Genomic DNA, 17,175 nt, shown 5'->3' with positions numbered 1-17,175 from the left:
AAAAGCCGGGTTCGAGCCCGGCTATAGGTAATGTTTATCCTGCTAAGGATATTTATTCAAACAGATTATGATGAAGTTTTTGCACGACCTGCTCGGCTTCGGCACCCGGAACCAGGAAGCACAGGTTGTGACTCGACGCGCCGTAGCAAATCATGCGGATGTTGAACGGTTCGAGCACGCCAAACACTTCTTTGCCCACGCCGCAGGCTTTCGACAGATCGTTGCCAATCAGCGCCACCAGCGCGAGGTTCTCTTCCACTTCCACGCGACACAAGGCCGACAATTCAATCAGCAGCGACTGCGTCAGCAGGGTGTCGCTGGTGGCGGTCGAGCCGGTGGTGTCGAGGGTCAGGGCGATACTCACTTCTGACGTCGTTATCAAATCGACCGAAATGTTGTGCCGTGCCAGAATGCCAAATACTTCGGCCAGGAACCCGCGGGAGTGCAGCATGTTCAGGCTGTGCAACGTCAGCAGCGTTTGCTTGCGGCGCAGGGCCAGCGCGCGGAACAGCGGCGGGTTTTCGGTTTTGTTGCAGACCAGCGTGCCACCGGCTTTCGGATCTTTGCTTGAGCCGACAAACACCGGAATGTCGCTGCGTACCGCAGGCAGCAGCGTAGCCGGATGCAGCACTTTCGCGCCAAAGGTCGCCAGTTCAGCGGCTTCTTCAAACGCAATTTCATCGATGCGATGCGCGGCAGGCACCACGCGCGGGTCGGTGGTGTAGATGCCCGGTACGTCGGTCCAGATATCAACGCGAGACGCGTGCAGCGCTTCGCCCAGCAGTGCCGCGGTGTAATCGCTGCCGCCGCGGCCAAGCGTCGTGGTGCGGCCTTTGGCTTCGCTGCCGATAAAGCCCTGTGTGACCACCAGGCCTTCTTCCAGGCGCGGGGCGAGCTGTTGGCGGGCCAGTTCAGCCAGGGCTGCGATGTCCGGTTCAGCGCGGCCAAAACGGTCGCTGGTGCGCATAACTTTGCGAGCGTCAAACCACTGGGCCTGGATATTACGTTCGCGGAGGATTTCGACAAACAGCAGCGTCGACATCAGTTCGCCATGGCTCACCAGCTCATCGGTCAGTGCCGTTGAAGTCGCAAGCGAGGCGGCTTCCGCCAGGGTGGTGATATTTTCCAGCAGGCGTTCGACTTCTTCGCGGATAACGTTGGGGTTGTGCAGGCGTTCGAGAATATCGAACTGAATTCGGCGCAGCGCATCGAGTTTAACGAAGCGTTCTGTGGATTCGAGACCTTCCGCCAGGGCAACCAGCAGATTTGTCACCCCCGCTGAGGCGGACAGAACGACCAGGCGTGCGCCGGAATCGGAGAGCACCACGTCGGCGCTGCGGTTCATGGCTTCGTAATCGGCAACGCTGGTACCGCCAAATTTTGCTACAACGAGCGGGGAAACGGCATGTGTCATAAAAACCTCGTGTCAGGGAATTAAATTCTCAGCCTTGGCACAAGGGAAGAGCGGAAGGGTAGACGTAGAAAGCTACAGTTCACCCAGAAGCGCTCCACCTTGTGAAGCGCCCGACTGCGGGTCACTTCCGGTGACAGCCCAGAGGATTCAGCCTCTGTAGCCGATAGTGAACACTGCCAGATGTTCCGCTATCTCGGCATCGCTCCCCATAAGGTGTTTTCGCAGGACTGGCTCCTCGAACACCTCGCCTGGGCGATGCTCCTCTTCTGGCCTGCGCACGAATGCGCAGGTAGGGTTTTATAAATAAAGGGTTCTGGGGGGTGTTGTCAATGTTACGATGATGTCGATTTTTCATTTTCAACAATCGCCACTAATGTACACGGCAGCGGCGGAGTCAGTTGGCTGTTCATTGTCATCAACACGCCATCCTCTTTTTGGGCAAACAGCGGCGTCGCGCCAGGGTTCGCATTCAGATAATCTTCCCAGCCAAAATTCTCATTCAGTCGGGTCACTTTCACTGCCGCACCTTTGGCGAGCAGACTGCTGAGCCGCGCCCATGTCACGTCTTTATCGAACAAGCGTTCATGCCGCGTCTCTTTCTCGCTACGCCCTTTGGTTTCCTGGCCGGTACGAATCGAGAACACCCGGTTTTCGCCGAAGATGTGTTTGAAATGCAGCACTGCGAGCGCATTTTGATGGCGGTTCGGCGAAAGCGCGATGACCTGGCGCGTATCGCTCAGGTTCAGGTAGTTCTCCGCATGTTCCGACCAGACGTTGCCGTAATAGGTCGGTAAACCCGCCATGCGCGCCAGACGATAATATTCCCAACTGTTGTCGCTGAGCTGCACCGGAATATCGAGCTTTTTCAGCGCCTGCGCCAGCGTGCGGGCCACCGTATTCGCGCCGACAATCAACACGCCGCGGGGTTTACGCTGTTGCACCCCGAGCAGTCGCGCCAGCCAGCCGCTGGTGAGGCTTTGCAGCACCACCGTGCCGATGATAATGGCGAACACCACCGTGACCAGTTGGTCGGCGCCGTCGTAACCGTCGTTCTGTAGCGTCAGGGCGAACAATGAACTGACGGCGGCGGCGACAATCCCGCGGGGCGCAATCCAGCACAGCAGCAACTTTTCGCGCCAGCTCAATGATGAGCCGTACGTCGAGACCAGAATACACAACGGTCGCGCGACAAACTGCACCACTAACAACAGGCCTAACAGCGGCCAACCCATCGCCCACAGCGCCTGGATGTCGAGCCGAGCCGCCAGAATGATAAACAGTGCCGACAGCAGAATGGCCGATAACTCTTCCTTAAACTCGACGATATCCGTCGTTTCGACTTCCTTCATGTTGGCGAGCCAGATACCGAGCACTGTTACCGCCAGCAGCCCGGACTCGTCCGCCAGGGCGTTCGACAGCCCGAACGTCATCAGCACAATCGCCAGCACCGCAAAGTTTTGCAGATAGCCGGGGAGCCAGCCACGCTTCAGCGCATTGCCAAGCAGGAAGCCAAATATCGCCCCGCTGGCGAGGCCCACGGCCAGCGTCTGCGCCAGGGTCATCAGCAGATGTAATCCGCCAGTGGAGGTTTGATGCGCGGTGATAAATTCAAACACCAGCAGGGTAAAAATCGCGCCAACCGGGTCGATGACGATCCCTTCCCAACGCAGCACCTGGTTGATGCCCGCCGTCGGGCGCACCACGCGCATGAGCGGGGCGATCACCGTCGGACCGGTGACCACCGTCACCGCGCCAATCAGCGCCGATATTTGCGGCGTGAGCCCGAGGATGCCCCAGCAAGCCAGCGAAATCACCGCAAAGGTAATCAGCATCCCGACGGTGACCAGATTGCGCACCACGCCCCCGAGGCCGCGTATTTCGTCAAAGCGCAGCGTCAGCGCGCCCTCGAACAAAATGATCGCCACCGCCAGCGACACCAGCGGGAACAGCAGCGGACCAAACAGCAGATCGGGTTGTAAAATATGCAGCACCGGACCGAGCCCGACGCCAATCAGCAGCAGCGGCAAAATGGCGGGAATACGTAAACCCCAGGCCAGCCATTGGGCCAGCAGGGAAGCGATGGCGATGATCACCAGTAGAAACGGGACCGGCAGTTCCATATTTTTCTTTTTTCCTTAGTGACGTGGAGCAAATCATTGTGCGAAATGACGCATGTGTAGATTATAAGCAGCAGTGATGAGTTCAGGATAACGAAGGCTGAACTGAAACGTCTCAATCACACAAAAATCATCACAAAAAGCGTCGCAGGCGCTACAATCGACCGAAGTCACATTTTTCAAATCAGAAGAGTATTGCTATGAAAAACATCAATCCAACGCAGACCTCTGCCTGGCAGGCATTACAGAAGCATTATGATGAAATGAAGGACGTGTCGATTGCCGACCTGTTCGCGAAAGATGGCGACCGTTTCGCCAAGTTTTCTGCAACGTTCGACGATCAGATGCTGGTGGACTTCTCTAAAAACCGCATCACAGAAGAGACGCTGAGCAAGCTGCAAGCATTGGCGAAAGAGACTGACCTGGCGGGTGCCATTAAGTCCATGTTCTCCGGTGAGAAAATTAACCGCACCGAAGACCGCGCGGTGCTGCACGTTGCCCTGCGTAACCGCAGCAACACACCGATTATCGTTGACGGCAAAGATGTGATGCCGGAAGTGAATGCGGTGCTGGAAAAGATGAAGCACTTCTCCGAAGCCATCATCTCTGGCAGCTGGAAAGGCTACACCGGCAAAGCGATTACCGACGTGGTGAACATCGGTATCGGCGGCTCCGACCTGGGTCCATTCATGGTGACCGAGGCGCTGCGTCCGTACAAAAACCACCTGAATATGCACTTTGTGTCTAACGTCGATGGCACGCACATTGCTGAAGTACTGAAAGACGTGAACCCGGAAACCACGCTGTTCCTGGTCGCTTCTAAAACCTTCACCACTCAGGAAACCATGACCAACGCCCACAGCGCGCGCGACTGGTTCCTGAAAACCGCCGGTGACGAAAAGCACGTGGCGAAACACTTCGCGGCACTGTCCACCAACGGTAAAGCCGTGGGTGAATTCGGTATTGATACCGCGAATATGTTCGAGTTCTGGGACTGGGTCGGCGGTCGTTACTCCCTGTGGTCTGCGATTGGTCTGTCGATCATTCTGTCCGTTGGCTACGACAACTTTGTTGAACTGCTTTCCGGCGCGCACGCGATGGACCAGCACTTCTCTACCACGCCTGCAGAGAAAAACCTGCCGGTACTGCTGGCGCTGATTGGCATCTGGTACAACAACTTCTTCGGCGCTGAAACCGAAGCCATCCTGCCGTACGACCAGTACATGCACCGTTTCCCGGCGTACTTCCAGCAGGGCAACATGGAATCCAACGGCAAATACGTTGACCGTAACGGCAACGCAGTGGATTACCAGACTGGCCCAATCATCTGGGGCGAGCCGGGCACCAACGGTCAGCACGCGTTCTACCAGCTGATTCACCAAGGCACCAAAATGGTTCCTTGCGACTTTATCGCGCCGGCGATCACCCACAACCCGCTGTCTGACCACCATCCGAAGCTGCTGTCTAACTTCTTCGCTCAGACTGAAGCGTTGGCGTTCGGTAAATCTCGCGACGTGGTTGAGCAGGAATACGCCGACCAGGGTAAAGATCCGAAAACGCTGGAACACGTCGTGCCGTTCAAAGTCTTCGAAGGCAACCGCCCAACCAACTCCATCCTGCTGCGCGAAATCACGCCGTTCAGCCTGGGTGCGCTGATTGCGCTGTATGAGCACAAAATCTTTACCCAGGGTGCTATCCTCAACATCTTCACGTTCGACCAGTGGGGCGTTGAATTGGGCAAACAGCTGGCAAACCGTATCCTGCCAGAACTGACCGATGATAAAGACGTCAGCAGCCACGACAGCTCGACTAACGGTCTGATTAACCGTTACAAATCCTGGAAATAAACCCGATATAAACGACAAAAAGCCTTCTCTTCGAGAAGGCTTTTTTTATGTTTGCACCCTGTCCCCGTGGGAGAGGGCATCAGACCGCAGCGGACTTCCCCTCACCCTAAATTGCCCGGCGGCACTGCGTTTGCACGGGCCTACAAAACCGTAGGCACGGTAAGCGAAGCGCCACCGGGCAATGACTCAGGCTATCCGGCAGCTTTGGATCCCTAACAGCTTCGCAATTGCCTCGATTTTCTCTCCGACGTGACCCATGCCAATCGCGCAATGGTGTGCCGGGCCGCCTTCGCACCAGCGACGGGTGAACTCCCGGGCCGACAGCGCGAAACGATAATGGCTGTTGGTATTACCGATATCCAAAGCCTCGCCCGGCACCGCTTCACCTTCGGCGAACTGGAGCGTAACGCGACCATCCCGATGTTCCACCACCGATAAAAACGTCACCGGACCCGGTGCGACGGTCATCTGAATCGACACCCCTTTGCCCGGTTTGCCGTGGTACACCGGCAGCGGCACCAGCCTGACTTTTCCTTCTGACATCAGCGGGTGCGCTGGGCCGTCGTGGCCCCATTGCACGGTGTCATCCTCGAAATCCATGCCGTACGGCTCCGAGAACGAACCGCCCGCCTTCAACAGACTGAGGATTTTCATCGCCAGCACATTCTTGATTTCGCACTCTCCGGCCACCGGAATGTCGCGCTCGGTCAGCAGCGTATTGCCGAGAATGACCGAGGTGATGATGTTTTCCTGCGGCGAACCGGATGCACCTTCGTAGTAATAAGCCATCGCGCCCAGCTGATGGCGGGCAACCAGCTTATCCAGCGCCACCGAGGTGGTTATCGCTCGCTGCAGTTCAAACGCCTCACACGCCGGGTCGACGTTCAGCGCATCGAACACCTGTTTGTGTTTTTGCTCACGCTCCGCAGGGCTTATCGACGGCAGCGAATCCGCCAGCTCGCAAATCTCCAGCACCCGGAAGCGCACGCCGAATTTGGCCGACAGATTAGTCATATCCGAGTAGACGTCGTACATGCCGTTGTAATAGTGGCCGAGTACGCCAACGTTAGTGGTTTTCAGGGCATGAACTGTTTGGGCGGCGGCCAGCCAGTTATCGATTTCTCGCCACGCCTGCGGATCGTCGAGATAACCCGGCACCAGGGTGTAACCGATATTGGCCCGCTGGAACACGTTCACCAGTTCCGGGGCGCTACAGGCCTGACAGTGCGCCAGCCATTGCCCGGTGCGCACCCCGCGATCCGGATGCTGATTAATGGTCGCGCAGGGGACTTTTTTCTCCGGTTGCAGCGCCAGAATAATGACCGGGACGTTTAATTGCTGCACCAACGGCAGAACGGTGGAACTCAGGGCGTAAGTGGTGATGTACAGCACCAGCGCATCGACGTTTTTTGCGGCGAACGTTGCCGCGGCGGCGTCCATGGTGTGCGGGTTATCAATCAGCCCGGCGTTCACTACCGCCACTTCGCGGCGTTGTAATTGCTCATCAACCCGGCCCAGATAGCCTTCGAGCTGTTCGCGCAGGCCGTGAAACTGCGGCCAGTAAGTATCAAGCCCAATGCCAAACAGACCAACGGTGAATGTTTTCATAATGGAGCCTCAGACAAGAGTGACAGGATGCCGCCACTTTACGCACCGGCAGGCGGGAAAACCTGCGGCTGATGGACAGGTCTGAACCAGAGTTGGCAATTGAAACGAGGAACGGAGAATGGGGATCGCAGAATATCGATCCTGTGCGAAATGCATTTCCGCGAGACAGAAATCGCGGTATTCATTTCCCATCAAAATTACAGGGAATAAAGAATGCGCGGCTGCATGGCTATTCCTTTCGCCTGTTCAGGTTAATCCTAAAAACGATTGTGATCGACAATGCATAATTTATTTTTTAGGATTTTCTTGATGTTTGTGTCTGATAAGTTGATTGAATTTAAAGGTTTTTATTATTTTACCTGATTATGGAATAACGTTTTTTTCTCATTGTCCTAAAACCCGCCTGCTTATTTCCTGAGCCCTAATTCGTCAGCTTTAGTTGTGTATACTCGATATCGCCTGAATTTCTCAGGTGAAACTCCATTCATTCAACCAATGAAGGGAAATAGTAATGAAAAAAGTAATGTATGGCATTTTTGCCATTTCTGCGTTTGCGGCGGCTTCTGCCTATGCAGCCCCGGTGGAAACCGGTGATGCGGCAGGGTCGGCAGCGACGTCTGTGTCTGCGGGCAGTTCCGCCGCAACCAGCGCCAGCGCCGTAAGTTCGGCCGTGGGGGTCGCACTGGCGGCGACCGGTGGTGGTGATGGCTCCAATACCGGAACCACGACCACAACAACCACAAGTACCCGCTAAGTCTCACGGGTCATTAACCCTAACCACACTTCGGTGTGGTTATTTTGCCCCTTCGGAGAAGAGTCGTGAAGCGACCTATTATTGTCACTCTTTGCCTGCTGCTTCAGGCCTGTTCAGCCAGCACGGAAGGGCTCGGCAAATCGTTGTGGCACAGCGTTTTCGGCACGCAAGGCGTGCAGCTTACCGCCGACGATATCCAGAATATGCCGTATGCCAGCCAGTACATGCAGCTCAATAACGGCCCGCAGCTGTTTGTGGTCCTCGCGTTTTCAGAAAACGGTCAGCAGAAGTGGGTGACGCAAGATCAGGCCACGGTGGTGACGCAGCAGGGTCGCATCGTGAAAACGCTGCTCGGCGGCGATAACCTGCTCAGCGTAAATAACCTCGCCGACGATCCGCTGGCAAAACCTAACCAGATTATCGATGGTGCAAGCTGGACCCGCACCCTGGGCTGGACGGAACACAAACAGGTGCGCTACGCCACCGCCCGCTCTGAATTCCACTGGCAGGGCACCGACACCCTGACGCTGGCGGGAGAATCCACCGTCGTGCGCGTGCTGGTGGAAGACGCCAGCACCGACCAGGCGAGCTGGCAGAACCGCTTCTGGGTGGACAGCGAAGGACAAATTCGCCAGTCAGAACAGTATCTCGGCGCGAATTTCTTCCCGGTGAAAACCACCCTGATCAAGGCGGCGAAGCAATGAAAAAACTCTCCCTTGCTGCCGTGATGACGTGGTTTATTGCCCCGCTAGCGCTGGCTGCGGGCACCGTCGACGTGTATATCAACGGCGCAAAAGAAGCCAAAACCCTGACCGATGCCGCCCATCTGGCGGATTTAGTGGCGCAGCCGAGACTGGAAAACAGCTGGTGGCCAGGGGCCGTTATCGCAGAAAAACAGGCCACTGCCGTGGCGCTGCAACAGAAACAGACCCTGATGGCGCAGCTTGGCGCGCTGGCGGCGGACGAAAACGGTGACGATGCCGTGGCGATAAACGCCGTGCGTCAGCAGCTGCAAACGCTGAACATCACTGGCAGGCAGTTTGTCAGCCTCGACCCCGACAGCGTTCGGCTTGGGCGTCGCGCAAACCCGCCGCTGGAAGGGCAGTACAGCCTGTGGGTTGGCCAGCAGCCGACCACCGTCAGCGTGTTTGGGCTAATTAGCCGCCCGGGTAAAACCGCGTTTGTGCCTGGCAAAGACGTGGCGGCGTATCTCGATGAGATGAGCCTGCTGAGCGGCGCGGACCGCAGCTATGCCTGGGTGATTTATCCCGATGGACGCAAAGAAAAAGCGCCAGTGGCGTACTGGAATAAGCGTCACATTGAGCCGATGCCCGGCAGCATCATTTTTGTCGGTTTCGCCGACTCACTTTGGACGAAGAAGTATGACGATCTGAACGCCGCGCTTCTTCGTACCCTTGCACAGCGGATCCCGGAATAATGAAAAAAAGATTTCTCTATAGCCTGCTGGCGCTGGGCGTGAGCGCGGTCTGCCATGCGGAAACGTATCCGGCACCGATTGGCCCGTCGCAGTCAGATTTTGGTGGCGTCGGCCTGCTGCAAACGCCGACGGCGCGCATGGCGCGGGAAGGGGAACTGAGTCTCAACTATCGCGATAACGACCAGTACCGCTATTACTCCGCCTCGGTGCAGCTTTTCCCGTGGCTGGAAACGACCCTGCGTTATACCGATGTGCGAACCCGAGAATACAGCAGCGTGGAATCCTTCTCTGGCGACCAGACCTACAAAGATAAAGCCTTCGACCTCAAGCTGCGCCTGTGGGAAGAGAGCTACTGGCTGCCACAAGTATCTGTCGGGGCGCGAGATATCGGCGGGACCGGCCTGTTTGATGCGGAATATCTGGTCGCCAGCAAAGCCTGGGGCCCATTCGATTTCAGCCTCGGTCTCGGCTGGGGCTACCTCGGCACCAGCGGCAACGTCAAAAATCCGTTGTGTAGCTACAGCGATAAATATTGCTATCGCGATAACAGCTACCGACAGGCGGGTTCGATGGACAGCAGCCAGATGTTCCACGGCCCGGCCTCACTGTTCGGCGGCGTGGAATACCAGACGCCGTGGCAGCCGCTGCGCCTGAAGCTGGAGTATGAAGGCAACAACTACAGCGAAGACTTCGCCGGAAAGCTCGAACAGAAAAGTAAGTTTAACGTCGGCGCCATTTATCGCGTGACCGATTGGGCCGACGTTAACCTCAGCTACGAGCGCGGCAACACCTTCATGTTCGGCGTGACCCTGCGCACCAACTTTAACGATCTGCGTCCGTCGTATAACGACAACAGCCGACCGAAATACCAGCCGCAGCCGCAGGACGCCATTCTGCAACATTCGGTGGTGGCGAATCAGCTGACGCTGCTGAAGTACAATGCCGGATTTGCTGACCCGAAAATTCAGGTTAAAGGCGACACGCTGTACGTCACCGGCGAGCAGGTGAAATACCGCGATTCGCGTGAAGGGATTGAGCGCGCAAACCGCATCATCATGAACGATCTGCCGGACGGCATCAGCACGGTTCGCGTGACTGAAAACCGTCTGAACATGCCGCAGGTGACCACGGAAACCAACGTCGCCAGCCTGAAACGTCATCTGGAAGGCGAGCCGCTGGGTCACGAGACCGAACTGGTGCAGAAACGTGAAGCGCCAGTGGTGCCGGACAAAACCGAGCAGGGCTGGTATATCGACAAATCGCGCTTTAATTTCCATGTCGATCCGGTGCTCAGCCAGTCCATCGGCGGGCCGGAAAGCTTCTACATGTACCAGCTGGGTGTAATGGCCACCGCCGACTGGTGGGTGACAGATCACCTGCTGACCACCGGCAGCGTGTTCGGCAACATCGCCAACAACTATGACAAATTCAACTATACCAACCCGCCAAACGACTCGACGCTGCCGCGCGTGCGTACTCACGTGCGTGATTACGTTGAAAACGACGTTTACGTGAATAACCTGCAGGCCAACTATCTGCAGTATCTGGGCAATGATTTTTACGGCCAGGTGTATGGCGGTTATCTCGAAACCATGTACGGCGGCGTGGGCGGCGAAGTGCTGTGGCGTCCGGTCGACAGCAACTGGGCGTTCGGTGTGGATGCCAACTACGTGAAACAGCGTGACTGGACCAGTTCGCTGGACATGATGAAGTTCACCGATTACAGCGCCAAAGTGGGGAATCTCACGGCGTACTGGACGCCGTCGTTTGCCCAGGACGTGCTGGTGAAAGCCAGCGTCGGGCAATATCTGGCAGGCGATAAAGGCGGCACGCTGGAGGTGTCGAAGCACTTCGACAGCGGTGTCGTCGTGGGCGCATATGCCACGATAACCAACGTGTCGGCAGATGAATACGGCGAAGGTGATTTCACCAAAGGCGTGTATGTCTCCGTGCCGCTGGACCTGTTCTCGTCCGGCCCGACCCGCAGCCGGGCATCGATTGGCTGGACACCGCTGACGCGTGACGGCGGCCAGCAGCTCGGTCGTAAATTCCAGCTGTACGACATGACCAGCGACCGCAGTCAGAACTTCCGCTGATGATTTACCCCTCACCCCTTGGGGTGAGGGGTACTCTATGCGCGAAATATAAACAAAAAATGTAGATCCCCGTCACATTTTTGCGTTATACAAGGGGTTCGCCACACCGCAGGAGAAGCTGTATGACATCGCTGACTCGTCCACGCGTTGAATTTATCTCCACCGTTTTGCAGACCGTATTGAATCTGGGTTTGCTCAGCCTGGGCCTGATCCTGGTGGTTTTCCTCGGCAAAGAAACGCTCCATCTGGCCGACGTTCTGTTTGCCCCTGAACAAACCAGCAAATACGCGCTGGTGGAAGGGCTGGTGGTCTACTTCCTCTATTTTGAGTTTATCGCGCTGATCGTGAAGTACTTTCAGTCCGGCTTTCACTTCCCGCTACGCTACTTTGTCTATATCGGGATCACCGCCATCGTGCGGCTGATCATCGTTGATCATAAATCCCCACTTGATGTCCTGATCTATTCTGCGGCGATCTTGCTGCTGGTTATCACCCTTTGGCTGTGCAACTCGAAACGCCTGAAACGTGAATAAAAAAATGGCGCTCCAGGGAGCGCCAAATCAACAGTCACAAGTACAAATTGAGGGATAACAGTGGCATTACAGGCAATAACAATGAAACTTAACCTTTCACTCCGCCCGCCGTCAGGCCGTTAACCAACCAGCGTTGAGCCAGCAGGAACACCAGCGTGATCGGGATGGCTGACAGCACGGCCGCCGCGGCAAAGTCGCCCCACAGGTAGTTTTGTGGGTTGAGGTATTGCTGCATGCCGACGGCAAGGGTGTAACTGTTCACGTCGCGCAGCAGCAAGGAAGCGACTGGCACTTCGGTGATAGCGGCGATGAACGACAGAATAAAGACTACCGCCAGAATCGGCACCGACAGCGGCAGCAGCACCAGGCGGAACGCCTGCCACGGCGTGGCACCGTCCAGCGCGGCGGCTTCTTCCAGCGAACCGTCAATGGTTTCGAAGTAGCCTTTGATAGTCCAGACGTGCAGCGCGATGCCGCCCATATAGGCGAAGATCACGCCACCGTGCGTATTCAGGCCGATGAAAGGAATGTACTGGCCGAGACGGTCAAACAAGGCATACAGCGCGACCAGGGACAGCACCGCCGGGAACATCTGGAAAATCAGCATACTTTTCAGCAGCGTCGCTTTGCCCGGGAACTTCATGCGGGCGAAAGCATAAGCGCAGGTGGTGGAGAGCACCACGATACCTACCGCGGTGATGCCCGCAATTTTGATCGAGTTCCACAGCCACAGCAGCACCGGGAACGGCGGCGGCGTGACGCGGCCATCGGCGTGCTCGACGCTAAAGCCCAGTGCCAGCTTCCAATGCTCCCAGGAAATTTGCTCCGGGATCAGGCTGCCGGTGGCGAAGTTACCTTCACGCAGCGAAATGGCGATAACCATCAGCAGCGGGAACATGATTGCGGCGATGAAAATCAGCAGCCCTAAGTGCGTGGCCAAGAGGCGCAGTTTCTGAGATGTGGGTTGAACCATAGCCATTGTCGATAACTCCCTTAATCGAATTTCATGCGCGTGGCTTTGAGGTTGATAATCGCCAGTGCGCCTACCAACAGGAAGATCAGCGTGGCAATCGCCGCCGCCAGGCCGAAGTCCTGACCACCGCCGCCTTCAAAGGCGATACGGTAGGTGTAGCTCACCAACAGGTCGGTATAGCCCGCCGGAGTGGTGGTGCCGAGACGGTCCGGGCCACCGTTGGTCAACAGTTGAATCAGCACGAAGTTGTTAAAGTTAAACGCGAAGCTGGCGATCATCAGCGGCGTCAGCGGCTTGATCAGCAGCGGCAGCGTAATCTTAAAGAAGTTCTGGAACGGACCTGCGCCGTCCATCGCCGAGGCTTCATACAGATCGTCCGGAATCGCCTTCAGCAGCCCCATGCACAGGATCATCATGTACGGATAGCCGAGCCAGGTGTTGACGATGATGATCATCGAACGCGCGGTGGTCGGGTCGCTAAACCACGCCGGTTTGATGCCAAACAGCGCGCCCAGCATCATGTTGATTTCACCAAAGCTCTGGTTGAACAGCCCTTTGAAGATCAGAATCGAGATAAACGACGGCACGGCGTACGGCAGAATCAGCAGTACGCGGTAAATGGCTTTCCCTTTCAGCGATTCCCACTGCACCACGCAGGCCAGCACCATGCCCACGGCCACGGTCAGCAGCACGGTCAGCACGGAGAAAATCACGGTCCAGACGAAGATGGCGAAGAACGGTTTCTGAATGCCTTCGTCGGTGAAGACGCGGGTGAAGTTATCCCAGCCAATGCTGACGGTGTATCCCGGGCTCAGCTTTTCATCGCCCCAGTGACCATCGGCGTTAACCGCCTGATAAAAACCAACCTGGTTATTCGGGCGATATTTCACGCCGCTCTGGTTATTGGTCAGGTCGCCTTTTTCACCCTCGGTATACAGCGGGCGCGTGCCAGAGAACTGGCGCAGGGAACTCATGATGACTTTGCTGTCATCCGGCAAAATCGCGGTCAGCTGGTTCAGCGCCTGACGATTTTGGGTGATGACGCGCAGGTTGCCACGCTCGCCTTCCGGTAGAGCATCGGCTTCTTTCAGGGTGATTTTTTGCTCGCCGCCAAATTTGAAAGCGTCGGAGACATAATTTTTACCGCTGTCACCGTCGGTCAGCGCCAGCTTCCACGCATCACCCGCCGGGTATAACCCGAAGTTATAGGTTTTACCCGCCTGATACGAACGGTCCATCAGCACCTGCTGCGCGCGCTCTTGGGTCAGCTGGTTGGTGCTGCTGTAGTTGGTGAAGGCGATGGCGATGGTGCAGATCAGCGGGAACAGGACGAACAGCCCCATGCCGGCCATGCCAGGATAAACATAGCGCCACGCGTAGGCTTTACGATTGGCGAAAATATACAGGCCAGCAGAGCTTAAAATCAGCGTCATGATGGCGAACAGGTACTCCCCCTGGGCGTACATTAAAACAATAAGGTAGCCGACCAGCAGGCCCAGCAGTCCGACAACGGACCACTTCAGCGTCTCGCTTTGCCACCAGTGACTCTTTTTAACGGCATCCATGGGGTCTATTCCTCTACAGCGTTTCATCTTTTCTCCCTCTCCTGGGGGAGAGGGCCGGGGTGAGGGCGTCCGGACTTGAACAGCCCTCTCCCTAACCCTCTCCCAAAGGGAGAGGGAATTACGGCATTACGACATTACTTGGTAATACGTCCCTGAGCATCTTTCAGCGCAGCGTCTACGGTCTGACGACCGCTGGCGGCGTTGATGACAGCGGTGCGGGTGGCGTACCAGAAGGCGGCCATCTGCGGGATGTTAGGCATGATTTCGCCTTTCTGGGCGTTGGCCATGGTGGCGGCGATGCGCGGATCTTTCTCCAGCTGTTCCTGGTAAGATTTCAGGGCAACGGCACCCAGCGGTTTATCCTTGTTCACTTCCGCCAGACCGTCGTTGGTTAGCAGGTAGTTTTCGAGGAACTCTTTCGCCAGCTCTTTGTTCGGGCTGGCGGCGTTGATGCCCGCGCTCAGCACGCCCACGAACGGTTTAGAGGCTTTGCCTTTGAAGGTCGGCAGCATGGTGACGCCGTAGTTGATTTTGCTCTTGTCGATGTTCGACCACGCCCACGGACCGTTGATGGTCATCGCGGTTTCGCCCTTGTTGAAGGCTGCTTCTGCGATGGAGTAATCGGTGTCGGCGTTCATGTGTTTGTTCTTGATCAGATCAACCAGGAAGCTCAAACCGGCTTTCGCGCCTGGGCTATCAACGCCCACGTCTTTCACGTCATATTTGCCGTTTTCAAACTTGAACGCGTAACCGCCATCGGCGGCAATCAGCGGCCAGGTGAAGTACGGCTCTTGCAGGTTGAACATCAGCGCGGATTTACCCTTCGCTTTCAGTTCTTTATCCAGCGCCGGGATCTCTTCCCAGGTCTTCGGCGGGTTAGGCACCAGGTCTTTGTTATAGATAAGCGACAGCGCTTCTACCGCGATTGGGTAGGCAATCAGCTTGCCGTTGTAACGCACGGCATCCCAGGTGAACGGGTACAGCTTGTCCTGGAACGCTTTATCTGGGGTGACTTCAGCCAGCAGGCCAGACTGTGCGTAGCCACCAAAACGGTCATGCGCCCAGAAGATGATGTCCGGGCCATCGCCAGTGGCGGCAACCTGCGGGTATTTCTCTTCCAGTTTATCCGGGTGCTCAATGGTCACTTTGATGCCGGTGTCTTTCTCGAATTTCTTACCGACTTCAGCAAGGCCGTTATAGCCTTTATCGCCGTTGATCCAGATAACCAGCTTACCTTCTTCGATTTTGGCGAAGGCAGAGGCGGAAAACATCATCGTGGTCAGTGCAGACAGCGCAAGGATGCGTGCGCCAGTTTTGATTTTCATATATCCCGTCCTATTTGGTGATGTACTCGTGGATACGCCTGGTGGCTTTTACAACGCTGAGTTTCCTTTCTTAGCAACCTCTTTCCATCCTCCCCGACCCTACGCCCCACCCCTCGTTTATGTGATCTCTGTTGCATAGTTTTAAGTTATGGGTTCTGGCGCACACAATACGACGCCGATTTTTGCCGTGTTCATCACGCTTTTAGCCAGGCCACGCCACGAGCGGGCTCAGACTGGCCTTTCTCATCCTCCCGCCTCCTCCCCCATGAAAAACACAGGGGGTGGAGGATTCACGAAAGTTATTGGTCACGCATAGTCAGCCGCAGATGAATATTTCTTTTAGTGACGAGTTGTAACGAAGGGAGAAGGGGATGGCGAGCGTACAGCTGCGAAACGTAACGAAAGCCTGGGGTGACGTGGTGGTGTCGAAAGACATCAATCTCGACATCCATGAGGGGGAGTTTGTGGTGTTTGTCGGGCCATCGGGCTGCGGCAAATCTACGCTGCTGCGAATGATCGCCGGTCTGGAAACCATCACCAGCGGGGAACTGCTGATTGGTGAAAAGCGCATGAACGAGACGCCGCCTGCGGAACGCGGCATCGGCATGGTGTTCCAGTCCTACGCGTTATACCCCCATCTCTCTGTTGCAGAAAACATGTCTTTCGGCCTCAAGTTAGCCGGGGCGAAAAAAGACGTCATTAACCAGCGCGTGACTCAGGTGGCCGAAGTGCTGCAACTGGCTCACCTTCTGGAACGTAAACCGAAAGCGCTTTCCGGTGGTCAGCGTCAGCGTGTGGCGATTGGCCGTACGCTGGTGGCCGAGCCGCGCGTGTTCCTGCTCGATGAACCGCTGTCGAACCTCGACGCCGCGCTGCGCGTGCAGATGCGTATTGAGATTTCCCGTCTGCATAAACGCCTGGGCCGCACGATGATTTACGTCACCCACGATCAGGTCGAAGCGATGACCCTCGCCGACAAAATCGTGGTGCTGGATGCCGGTCGCGTGGCGCAGATTGGCAAGCCGCTGGAACTCTATCACTACCCGGCCGATCGCTTTGTCGCGGGCTTTATTGGCTCGCCGAAGATGAACTTCCTGCCGGTGAAAGTCACTGCCACTGCCATTGAGCAGGTGCAGGTTGAACTGCCAAACCGTCAGCAAATCTGGCTGCCGGTTGAAAGCACGGGCGTGCAGGTCGGCGCCAATATGTCGTTAGGTATTCGTCCTGAGCATCTTCTACCGAGTGACATCGCCGATGTCACCCTCGAAGGGGACGTACAGGTCGTCGAGCAACTGGGTCACGAAACGCAAATTCATATCCAGATCCCCGCCATCCGTCAAAACCTGGTGTACCGCCAGAATGACGTGGTGTTGGTAGAAGAGGGAGCCTCATTCGCTATCGGTCTGCCGCCAGAGCGTTGCCATCTGTTCCGTGAGGATGGCACTGCATGTCGTCGGCTGCACAAAGAACCGGGCGTTTAAATCCCATAACAAAAGAAAAGCAAT

At 56.3% G+C, this 17,175-nt stretch carries 13 protein-coding genes and 1 riboswitch; of the genes, 7 read left to right on the top strand and 6 right to left on the bottom strand.

Translation table 11 applies throughout. From position 1 onward, the window contains the following. Nucleotides 1-52: 52 nt before the first annotated feature. Both lysC and A8O29_RS21180 read right to left on the bottom strand, forming a co-directional pair. Nucleotides 53-1,414, bottom strand: coding sequence for a lysine-sensitive aspartokinase 3 (gene lysC, locus A8O29_RS21185; protein WP_125354575.1), 1,362 nt, complete (start codon nucleotides 1,412-1,414; stop codon nucleotides 53-55). A 79-nt stretch (nucleotides 1,415-1,493) separates the two neighbouring features. Further along, nucleotides 1,494-1,688: riboswitch (Lysine riboswitch) on the bottom strand. A 58-nt stretch (nucleotides 1,689-1,746) separates the two neighbouring features. After that, complete coding sequence (locus tag A8O29_RS21180; RefSeq protein ID WP_125354576.1) at nucleotides 1,747-3,534, bottom strand: cation:proton antiporter; 1,788 nt, start codon at nucleotides 3,532-3,534, stop codon at nucleotides 1,747-1,749. Nucleotides 3,535-3,731: 197 nt separating this feature from the next. Between A8O29_RS21180 and pgi the strand changes: the two genes are divergently transcribed. Further along, on the top strand, nucleotides 3,732-5,378 hold the full coding sequence (gene pgi, locus A8O29_RS21175) for a glucose-6-phosphate isomerase (protein WP_125354577.1): 1,647 nt from the start codon (nucleotides 3,732-3,734) through the stop codon (nucleotides 5,376-5,378). Nucleotides 5,379-5,564: 186 nt separating this feature from the next. Here pgi and A8O29_RS21170 read toward each other — a convergent pair whose 3' ends face one another. Then, nucleotides 5,565-6,986 carry an L-fucose/L-arabinose isomerase family protein gene (locus tag A8O29_RS21170; protein ID WP_174081413.1) on the bottom strand — a complete coding sequence of 474 codons (1,422 nt, stop codon included), beginning with the start codon at nucleotides 6,984-6,986 and terminating at the stop codon, nucleotides 5,565-5,567. Between the two features lie 511 nt (nucleotides 6,987-7,497). On the opposite strand from A8O29_RS21170, the gene yjbE reads away from it, so the two are divergent. From yjbE to psiE, 5 genes are all read left to right on the top strand, one after another. Beyond that, nucleotides 7,498-7,740 carry an exopolysaccharide production protein YjbE gene (gene yjbE, locus A8O29_RS21165; protein WP_110511061.1) on the top strand — a complete coding sequence of 81 codons (243 nt, stop codon included), beginning with the start codon at nucleotides 7,498-7,500 and terminating at the stop codon, nucleotides 7,738-7,740. Nucleotides 7,741-7,805: 65 nt separating this feature from the next. Next, nucleotides 7,806-8,444, top strand: a complete 639-nt coding sequence (locus A8O29_RS21160) for a YjbF family lipoprotein (RefSeq protein WP_110511060.1) — start codon at nucleotides 7,806-7,808, stop codon at nucleotides 8,442-8,444. Further along, on the top strand, nucleotides 8,441-9,178 hold the full coding sequence (locus A8O29_RS21155; RefSeq protein WP_125354578.1) for a capsule biosynthesis GfcC family protein: 738 nt from the start codon (nucleotides 8,441-8,443) through the stop codon (nucleotides 9,176-9,178). Before A8O29_RS21160 ends, A8O29_RS21155 begins: the two co-directional genes overlap by 4 nt. Further along, the gene (locus A8O29_RS21150) at nucleotides 9,178-11,274 is read left to right on the top strand and encodes a YjbH domain-containing protein (RefSeq protein ID WP_125354579.1); all 2,097 of its coding nucleotides are present in this window, start codon (nucleotides 9,178-9,180) and stop codon (nucleotides 11,272-11,274) included. The genes A8O29_RS21155 and A8O29_RS21150 overlap by 1 nt, the downstream gene beginning before the upstream one ends. A 122-nt stretch (nucleotides 11,275-11,396) precedes the next feature. Continuing rightward, nucleotides 11,397-11,807, top strand: coding sequence for a phosphate-starvation-inducible protein PsiE (psiE, locus tag A8O29_RS21145; protein WP_110511058.1), 411 nt, complete (start codon nucleotides 11,397-11,399; stop codon nucleotides 11,805-11,807). Between the two features lie 88 nt (nucleotides 11,808-11,895). Here the strand turns inward: psiE and malG are convergent, their stop codons facing one another. From malG to malE, 3 genes are all read right to left on the bottom strand, one after another. Continuing rightward, entirely contained in the window at nucleotides 11,896-12,786 is an 891-nt protein-coding gene (malG, locus tag A8O29_RS21140; RefSeq protein WP_125354580.1) for a maltose ABC transporter permease MalG, read from the bottom strand. A 14-nt stretch (nucleotides 12,787-12,800) separates the two neighbouring features. After that, the gene (malF, locus tag A8O29_RS21135) at nucleotides 12,801-14,345 is read right to left on the bottom strand and encodes a maltose ABC transporter permease MalF (protein ID WP_125354581.1); all 1,545 of its coding nucleotides are present in this window, start codon (nucleotides 14,343-14,345) and stop codon (nucleotides 12,801-12,803) included. Nucleotides 14,346-14,479: 134 nt separating this feature from the next. Beyond that, a complete protein-coding gene (malE, locus tag A8O29_RS21130) occupies nucleotides 14,480-15,670 on the bottom strand; it encodes a maltose/maltodextrin ABC transporter substrate-binding protein MalE (RefSeq protein WP_125354098.1) in 1,191 nt (396 codons plus the stop codon). 371 nt (nucleotides 15,671-16,041) lie between these two features. Here malE and malK point away from each other — a divergent pair, with 371 nt between their 5' ends. Beyond that, nucleotides 16,042-17,151, top strand: coding sequence for a maltose/maltodextrin ABC transporter ATP-binding protein MalK (malK, locus tag A8O29_RS21125; protein ID WP_125354100.1), 1,110 nt, complete (start codon nucleotides 16,042-16,044; stop codon nucleotides 17,149-17,151). The last annotated feature ends 24 nt before the right edge of the window (nucleotides 17,152-17,175 follow it).

The organism is Scandinavium goeteborgense (genome assembly GCF_003935895.2).
Classification (GTDB): domain Bacteria; phylum Pseudomonadota; class Gammaproteobacteria; order Enterobacterales; family Enterobacteriaceae; genus Scandinavium; species Scandinavium goeteborgense.
This window is presented reverse-complemented; position numbering and strand designations above follow the sequence as displayed.